The organism is Kitasatospora sp. MY 5-36, assembly GCF_001182915.1.
Taxonomy (GTDB): Bacteria; Actinomycetota; Actinomycetes; order Streptomycetales; family Streptomycetaceae; genus Kitasatospora.
This window is the reverse complement of record NZ_LFVW01000593.1, coordinates 1-7084: the sequence shown is the minus strand read 5'-3', so window position 1 is coordinate 7084 and position 7084 is coordinate 1. Positions and strand designations below refer to the sequence as shown.

Here is a 7084-nt window from a genome sequence, read left to right as displayed (position 1 = left end):
GCCGCGCCGTTCGGCCGGGATCAGCGCGGCGGTCAGCGCCCCGCCCGCGACCAGCGCGACGGCGAAGCCGAGCCCGCGCAGCAGGCAGACCGCGACCACGGCCGCCATGCCGCCGGTCCAGGCGAGCGCCAGGGTGGGCGCGCCCAGCAGCACCAGCCCGGCCGCCAGCGCCCAGCGGTGGCCGAACCTCGCGGTCAGCGACGGGGTGGCGAGCTCGCCGACCACGGTGGCGAACATCAGCGCGCCGGTGGCCAGACCCGCCGCGTGCTCGCCGCCGCCGGACTCCTGGGCGTACAACGGGACGGCGGAGAGCAGCAGGTTGAACCCGGTGGTGCAGCCGAAGAGGGAGACGAGGCGCACCAGCAGCGCCCACGTCACCAGCGGCGGCCGGGCGCGGCCGGAGCCCGCCGCGGAGGCGGTGGTGGTGGTCACCCGGCGACGCTACCGGCCCGCCCGGGCCGCCGGTAGGCCCCGCCGAAGCCGCCGGGACACCGCCGGGACGCCGTCGGAGCCCCGGTCGGACCCGCGCCGAGGCCATAGGCCAGCCCTATGACCTCATAGATCATCACCACCTACTTCCCAGGTCATCCGTAGGGTTTGCTACAAAGGTTCAGACCACGTTTGCATCGCGCCCGACCGGAGGACCACTCGTCATGCCCCGCCCGATCCGAGTCGCGATCGTCGGAGCCGGCCCCGCCGGCATCTACGCCGCGGATGCCCTGCTGAAGTCCGACGCCGCCCAGGACCCCGGTGTCTCCATCGACCTGTTCGAGCGGATGCCCGCCCCGTTCGGTCTGATCCGCTACGGGGTCGCCCCCGACCACCCGCGCATCAAGGGCATCGTCACCGCCCTGCACCAGGTGCTCGACAAGCCCCAGGTCCGGCTGTTCGGCAACGTCGACTACCCGAACGACCTCGCCCTGGACGACCTGCACCGCTTCTACGACGCCGTGGTCTTCTCCACCGGCGCGATGGCCGACCGCGCCCTGGACATACCCGGCATCCACCTCGACGGCTCCTACGGCGCGGCCGACTTCGTCTCCTGGTACGACGGCCACCCGGACGTGCCCCGGACCTGGCCGCTGGAGGCCGAGAAGGTCGCCGTGCTCGGCGTCGGCAACGTCGCCCTGGACGTCGCCCGGGTCCTCGCCAAGACCGCCGACGAGCTGCTGCCCACCGAGATCCCGCCGAACGTCTACGAGGGCCTGCGGCGCAACCGGGCCGTCGAGGTGCACGTCTTCGGCCGCCGCGGCCCCGCCCAGGCCAAGTTCAGCCCGATGGAACTGCGTGAGCTGGACCACTCCCCCACCATCGAGGTGATCGTCGCCCCCGAGGACATCGAGTACGACGACGGCTCGATCGCCGAGCGCCGCGCGGTCAAGCACGTCGACCTGGTCGCCTCGACGCTGGAGAACTGGGCGATCCGCGACGTCGGCGACCGCCCGCACCGGGTGTACCTGCACTTCTTCGAGTCCCCGGTCGAGGTGCTCGGCGAGGACGGCAAGGTGGTCGGCCTGCGCACCGAGCGCACCGAGCTGGATGGCACCGGCAACGTGCGCGGCACCGGCGCCTTCACCGACTGGGACGTCCAGTCGGTCTACCGCGCGGTCGGCTACTACTCCGACGAGCTGCCCAAGCTGCCCTTCGACCCGGCCTCGGGCACCGTCCCGCACCAGGCCGGACGGGTCCTGGACGGCGACGGCTCGCACCGCACCGCCACGTACGTCACCGGCTGGATCAAGCGCGGCCCGGTCGGCCTGATCGGCCACACCAAGGGCGACGCCAACGAGACCGTCGCCTGCCTGCTGGACGACCACGCGGCCGACCGCCTGCCCGGCGCCGTCGAGCCGGAGCCGGCGGCCGTCGAGGAGCACCTGCGCGCGCAGGGCGTCCGCTTCACCACCTGGGACGGCTGGAAGCTGCTGGACGCCCACGAGCGCGCGCTCGGCGAGGCCGAGCAGCGCGAGCGGGTCAAGGTCGTCGAGCGCGAGTCCATGCTCCGCCACAGCGGGGCCTGAGCCGCGGCGGGCCCGGGCGCCCGAGCCCGGGCCCGGCGCGGACCGCCACCGCCGTCGCCACCGCCGAATCGCACGGGAATTCCCCCCGGAACACAGGAACACACCCGTGGGATTCCGGCGGCGGCCCGCGGATTTCCCGGTGTACCCGGGAGCGCCCCCGTCAGGGGCGGACGATCGGCAGCAGCAGCTCGTCCACGATCTCCGCCGGATCGAGCTGCGTCGCCTCCCCGCCGCACATCTTGATCCGGTACAGCATCAGCGCCGGCACCAGGTCGGTGACCAGCGGGGTGACCGCCCCGGGGCGGACCTCGCCGCGCGTGGTGCCGCGGTCCAGCACCTCGGCGAGCAGCGCCGTCGTCGGCTCGACCACCCGCTCCAGCACGATCTCCACGAAGGCGTGCGCCCGCTGGTGGTCGAGCTCGCTCATGATGGCCCGCACCGCGGCGCCCAGCTCGCTGACCATCGCCGCCCGCAGCCGGGTGACCACCTCCAGCAGGTCCCCGCGCAGGCTGCCGGTGTCGGGGGCCGGACCGGAGGGCGGCAGGCTGGCCCGCAGCGCGTCCATGACCAGCTCCTCCTTGGAGGACCAGCGGCGGTAGAGCGCGGCCTTGCCGGTCTGGGCGGCGGCGGCCACCCCCTCCATGGTGAGCCGGGCGTAGCCGTCGGTGGTGAGCTGTTGGAGGACCGCCTCGTAGATGGCGCTCTCCAGCGCCTCGCCGCGCCGCCGCAGCGGGGCGCCCGTCACCGGTCCGTGTCCGGTATCCGTCTCAGCGGTCATGGTTGCGCACCTTCTTCAATCGCCTTTCCTCGATCCCCGTCGCTCCCCGCATTCGCCCGCGGATCTCCGGGAAATCCCTGGTCGGCCGCGCGCACGGTGAAGCATTTCGTATATCACGGACATCGCGGGGGGCCACTGTCGATGTTAGTGAACGAACCCGTTCCCGCCGACGCCGCATAACAGAATTTCGATCATGCGTTCGATCCGATGGAGTTCCCGCACGTCGGGACCGGGACAGGACCGTGGCCTCATGCGGCTGGGGCGGGACGGGCGGTGGCATGGGGGTGCGGGTTGAAGCGGACCGCCTGCGGAACCCCGTGGAGGACCCCATGACCGACAGAACGGCCAACACCGCGCTGATGGCCGCCGGCGTCGCCGCGGTCTTCGCCGCGGTGAGCATCGCCGCCGCCCTCCGGGCGTGCAAGTGCCCGGTCCGGGGCGGCGAGAGCGCCTCGGAGACGGGACGGAGCCACCGTCCCGGCCCCGGCAGCAGCTCATCCCCCGGCAGCCACCCCCACGGCTGCACTCCCCCCAACTGCCACTGACCCCCTCGTCCTCCCCTTCCTCGGAAGCACCGATCCCGCCCCCGGCCGTCACCCGTCGCGCCGGGGGCCTCTTCGTTGGCCCCGGGCCGGGAAGGACCAGCCCCTCAGCCGCTCGCGGGCCTGCGCGGGAGCACCGCGTGCACCCGGGTGCCGCGCCGCAGGGCGTCCACGGTGCAGCTGCCGCCGATCTCCGCGGCCCGCTCCGACATCGACTGCAGCCCCACCCCCGGGTGCACCGGGAGCCCGTGGTCCGGGCCCCGCCCGTCGTCCTCGACCTCGAGCTCCAGGTGCCCGGCGTCCACCCGCACGGACACCGTGGCGCTGCTCGCCCGGGCGTGGCGCACCACATTGTTGAGCGCCTCTGCGGTGATCCGGTAGACCGCGACCTCGACGGCGGCGGGCAGCGCCGGCAGCGGGTCGGGCTCCAGCCGGGTGGCGACGGCGAGGTCCGGGCCGCTGAACGTCTCGGCGAGCCGGCCGAGCGCAGTGGACAGGCCGTAGTCGCCCAGCGCCGTGGGCCCGAGCCGGTCGGTGATCCGCCGGACCTCCCGGACCGCCGTGGCGAGGTCGTCCGCGACCCGGTCCAGCACGCCGGAGAAGAGCGCCGGGTCGTCCACCGCGGCGGCGGCCTGGAGGCGCAGCCGCAGCCCGGCCAGCAGCGGGCCGAGGCCGTCGTGGATGTCCCGGCGCAGCTGGCGCCGCTCCTCCTCGCGGGCGGCGACGATCCGCTCGCGGCTGGCCCGCAGGTCCGCCATCAGCTGGAGCGAGGCGACGGCGGGCGCGGCCTGGTCGGCGAGCGAGCGCAGGATGTCGCGGTCGCTGTCGTCGAGCGCCCGCTGCCCCGGGCGCGGGGCGACGGCGAGCCGTCCGATCCGCTCCCCGCGGTGCACCAGCGGGAAGCCCTCGCCGCCGCCGGTGAGCTCCCCGACGGCCGCCAGCGACCGTTCGCCGCTCCGCGTGGAGACGGTCAACTCCACGCCGGGGAGCAGCAGTTCCTCACTGACGGTGCGGCACAGCACGGCCGGCACCTCCTGCGGGTCGACGGTCTGGCTGACCCTCCCGGCGAGGCTGCGCAGCACCTGGTACGGCTGGGCGCGCGAACCGTAGTACCAGCGGTCGACGACGCCGGAGGCCCAACGCACGCCCCGGGGCAGGCCGGTCGCGAGCAGGAAGACCGCGGCGACCACCACCAGCGCCCCGAGGCCGGTCCCGGGCATCAGCATGGTGGAGAGCAGGCAGGCCACCACCACGAAGGCCACGGCCAGCCCGGCGGCCACCAGCAGGCCGGTCAGCACCCGCCGGGCGGCCCGGTCGAGCCGCCAGGACCCGTCCCGGACCACCACGGCGGCCAGGGTGAGCGTCCACAGCGCCGAGGTGACCGCGAACGCGGTGTACGCGGCCGTGCCCTGGTCGAAGTAGTAGCCGAGTTCGGCCCCGCCCCACAGCAGGTACACCCCGAGGCCGATCAGGACGTTCTGCCGGCGCCGCCGGGACGCCCCGCGGATCCGCGCGAGCGGGACGAGCACCACCAGGACGGTCAGCGCGACGTACACGACGAGCTGGGTGTCGAGCATCCGGTCGTTGAAGCCCTGCAGCAGGTGCGCGAGGCCGCTGCCCGCGAACGGGTTGGGCCGGCCGAACACGGTCGGCTCGGAGACGTAGTAGCTCGCCGGGGGCAGCCGCCACAGGGCCACGGCGCCGATCGCGAACCACCACCGCCTGCTCGGCAGCGTCCCGAACGGCAGCCACAGCGGCAGCGCGTGCCACAGGGCGCCGCTGACGGTGTCGCACAGTGACGACAGCACCACCACCGCCCCGACCATGCGCGGGTCGCCCCCCTCGACCCAGATCGGGGCCTCGGCCGCGACCGGGAGGATCGTCGCCGCCCCGTACACGAGCAGCACCCAGCCGAGCTGGTTCCCCGGCCGGTGGGCGTGCAGCAGTACTCCACCGGCGACGGCGGCGAGGCCGTACCCGAGCACCGCCAGGTCGTGGGTGGGCACCGAGACCCCGGGCGCGCCGAGGTGGCTCAGCACGTACCCGACCCACAGCCCGCCGGCCACCACGCAGACGAGCGCGCACAGCCCGGCCGCGGCCAGTTGTCGCTCCGCAGGACCGGACCGAGGCCGCCACCAGGCTCTTCGCACGCTCTCCGCGGCCATGGGTCGCCCCTTCGTCGTCGGGCTCCTGCATATCCCTGAAGTCTGCTCCACCCGTTGTCCCGGGCGCATGAGGCAACGGCCCCCCGCCGGCCCCCGTGACAGCCGGAGGGCCTCGGCGGCGTCCGCCTGACGGACCGTGCGCGGGCCCGGCGGTCCTGCCGACCAGCGCCGCCACCGCCCGGCGGTCCTCGCCGTGCGTCACCACCGGCACCGCCGCGGCTCGGCCCCGGGAGGCGGCGGGCGCGGCGTCCGCCGATACTGGGGCCGCGACCTCCCAGGCCACCCGACACCCCCGGAGGAACCATGGACTACGGTCTCGGCGTACGGCTCGACCGGCCGTTCGCGCAGGCGGTGGAGGCGGTCACCGCCGCGCTCAAGGAGCAGGGCTTCGGCGTCCTGACCACCATCGACGTCCGGGCGACGCTGCGCGAGAAGATCGGCGCGGAGGTCGAGGACTACCTGATCCTCGGCGCCTGCAACCCCGCCCTCGCCCACCGCGCGCTCCAGGCCGACCGCCGGATCGGGCTGCTGCTGCCCTGCAACGTGGTGGTCCGGACGGACGGCGACGCCACGGTGGTGGAGGCCGTCGACCCGCAGACGATGGTCGCCCTGGCCGGGTCCGGGGGCGGGCTGGGCGAGGTCGCGGACGAGGCGGCGCGGCGGCTGAACGCCGCCCTGGACACGCTGCGCGGATGAGGAGCAGACCATGACCGCACCCGTCGTCGCCGGATTCGACGGCTCGCCCGAGAGCCTCGCCGCCACCGAGTGGGCCGCCCGGGAGGCGCGGCGCCGCGGCTGCCCGCTGGACCTCCTGGAGGCCTGGCCCTGGCCGCACCGGGACGTGGTCGGCAGCGAGGAGACGTACCGCGACGCCCTGGACCGGCTGGAGCTGCGGGCGCGGGAGCTGCGCCCGCTGGCCGGCGACGGGCCGGTCACCTCGGCGATCGTCCCGACCGACCCGGCCGAGGCGCTGGAGGCCGTCGGCAAGTCGGCCGCCCTGCTCGTCCTGGGCTCGCGCGGGCTGGGCGCGGTGCGCGGCTTCCTGGTCGGCTCGGTGAGCCAGGAGGTGCTGCGCCGGGCGGGCTGCCCGGTGGTGCTGGTCCGGGCCGAGGCGGAGGAGTCGGAGGGCCCGGTGCTGGCGGGCCTGGACCTCGCCCATCCGATGGACGACGTGCTGGCCTTCGCCTTCGACGCGGCCGCCCGGCGCCGGGCGCCGCTGCGGGTGGTGCACGTCTGGTCGCCGCCGGTCTCCAGCCAGTACACGGCACTCGAGGCCGTCGGCGGGCTGGGCGAACTCGCCTCCGTCGACCGGGCCCGGTTCGCCGAGCAGGTGACCTCCTGGCGGGAGCGCCATCCCGAGGTGTCGGTGACCGCCGACCTGATCCAGGGCAGCGCCTCCGTCGCCCTGGTGGACGCGGCGGCCGGGGCCCGGCTGCTCGTCGTCGGCCGCCGCGTCCGCCGCACCCTCCTCGGCGCCCACCTCGGCCCGGTCGCCCACGCCGCGATCCACCACGTCCGGTGCCCGGTCGCCCTCGTCCCGCACGGCTGACCGGGGCGGTGCCCGCCTGCGGCGGGGCCGGG

General features: G+C 75.1%; 7 protein-coding genes. 4 read left to right on the top strand and 3 right to left on the bottom strand.

The window, feature by feature from the left end:
- A partial coding sequence (locus tag AE652_RS31035) for an MFS transporter (RefSeq protein ID WP_049657546.1) occupies nucleotides 1-432 on the bottom strand: 432 nt, incomplete at its 3' end.
- A 221-nt stretch (nucleotides 433-653) separates the two neighbouring features.
- On the opposite strand from AE652_RS31035, the gene AE652_RS31030 reads away from it, so the two are divergent.
- Complete coding sequence (locus AE652_RS31030; RefSeq protein ID WP_049657544.1) at nucleotides 654-2018, top strand: FAD-dependent oxidoreductase; 1365 nt, start codon at nucleotides 654-656, stop codon at nucleotides 2016-2018.
- A 160-nt stretch (nucleotides 2019-2178) separates the two neighbouring features.
- Here AE652_RS31030 and AE652_RS31025 read toward each other — a convergent pair whose 3' ends face one another.
- Nucleotides 2179-2796, bottom strand: a complete 618-nt coding sequence (locus AE652_RS31025) for a TetR-like C-terminal domain-containing protein (protein ID WP_049657543.1) — start codon at nucleotides 2794-2796, stop codon at nucleotides 2179-2181.
- A gap of 329 nt (nucleotides 2797-3125) precedes the next feature.
- On the opposite strand from AE652_RS31025, the gene AE652_RS31020 reads away from it, so the two are divergent.
- Entirely contained in the window at nucleotides 3126-3341 is a 216-nt protein-coding gene (locus AE652_RS31020) for a hypothetical protein (protein WP_049657541.1), read from the top strand.
- A 104-nt stretch (nucleotides 3342-3445) separates the two neighbouring features.
- Here AE652_RS31020 and AE652_RS31015 read toward each other — a convergent pair whose 3' ends face one another.
- Nucleotides 3446-5503, bottom strand: a complete 2058-nt coding sequence (locus AE652_RS31015; RefSeq protein WP_159028594.1) for an ATP-binding protein — start codon at nucleotides 5501-5503, stop codon at nucleotides 3446-3448.
- 303 nt (nucleotides 5504-5806) lie between these two features.
- On the opposite strand from AE652_RS31015, the gene AE652_RS31010 reads away from it, so the two are divergent.
- Together AE652_RS31010 and AE652_RS31005 are read left to right on the top strand one after the other, a co-directional pair.
- A complete protein-coding gene (locus AE652_RS31010) occupies nucleotides 5807-6199 on the top strand; it encodes a DUF302 domain-containing protein (RefSeq protein ID WP_049657537.1) in 393 nt (130 codons plus the stop codon).
- 10 nt (nucleotides 6200-6209) lie between these two features.
- Nucleotides 6210-7052 carry a universal stress protein gene (locus AE652_RS31005; protein WP_049657535.1) on the top strand — a complete coding sequence of 281 codons (843 nt, stop codon included), beginning with the start codon at nucleotides 6210-6212 and terminating at the stop codon, nucleotides 7050-7052.
- Nucleotides 7053-7084: the final 32 nt, after the last annotated feature.

What these genes read in the sequence shown, in the direction of transcription:
- AE652_RS31030 (WP_049657544.1), top strand. Translation starts at nt 654, where the DNA reads ATGCCCCGCCCGATCCGAGTCGCGATCGTCGGAGCCGGCCCCGCCGGC.
- AE652_RS31025 (WP_049657543.1), bottom strand. Translation starts at nt 2,796, where the DNA reads ATGACCGCTGAGACGGATACCGGACACGGACCGGTGACGGGCGCCCCG.
- AE652_RS31020 (WP_049657541.1), top strand. Translation starts at nt 3,126, where the DNA reads ATGACCGACAGAACGGCCAACACCGCGCTGATGGCCGCCGGCGTCGCC.
- AE652_RS31015 (WP_159028594.1), bottom strand. Translation starts at nt 5,503, where the DNA reads ATGGCCGCGGAGAGCGTGCGAAGAGCCTGGTGGCGGCCTCGGTCCGGT.
- AE652_RS31010 (WP_049657537.1), top strand. Translation starts at nt 5,807, where the DNA reads ATGGACTACGGTCTCGGCGTACGGCTCGACCGGCCGTTCGCGCAGGCG.
- AE652_RS31005 (WP_049657535.1), top strand. Translation starts at nt 6,210, where the DNA reads ATGACCGCACCCGTCGTCGCCGGATTCGACGGCTCGCCCGAGAGCCTC.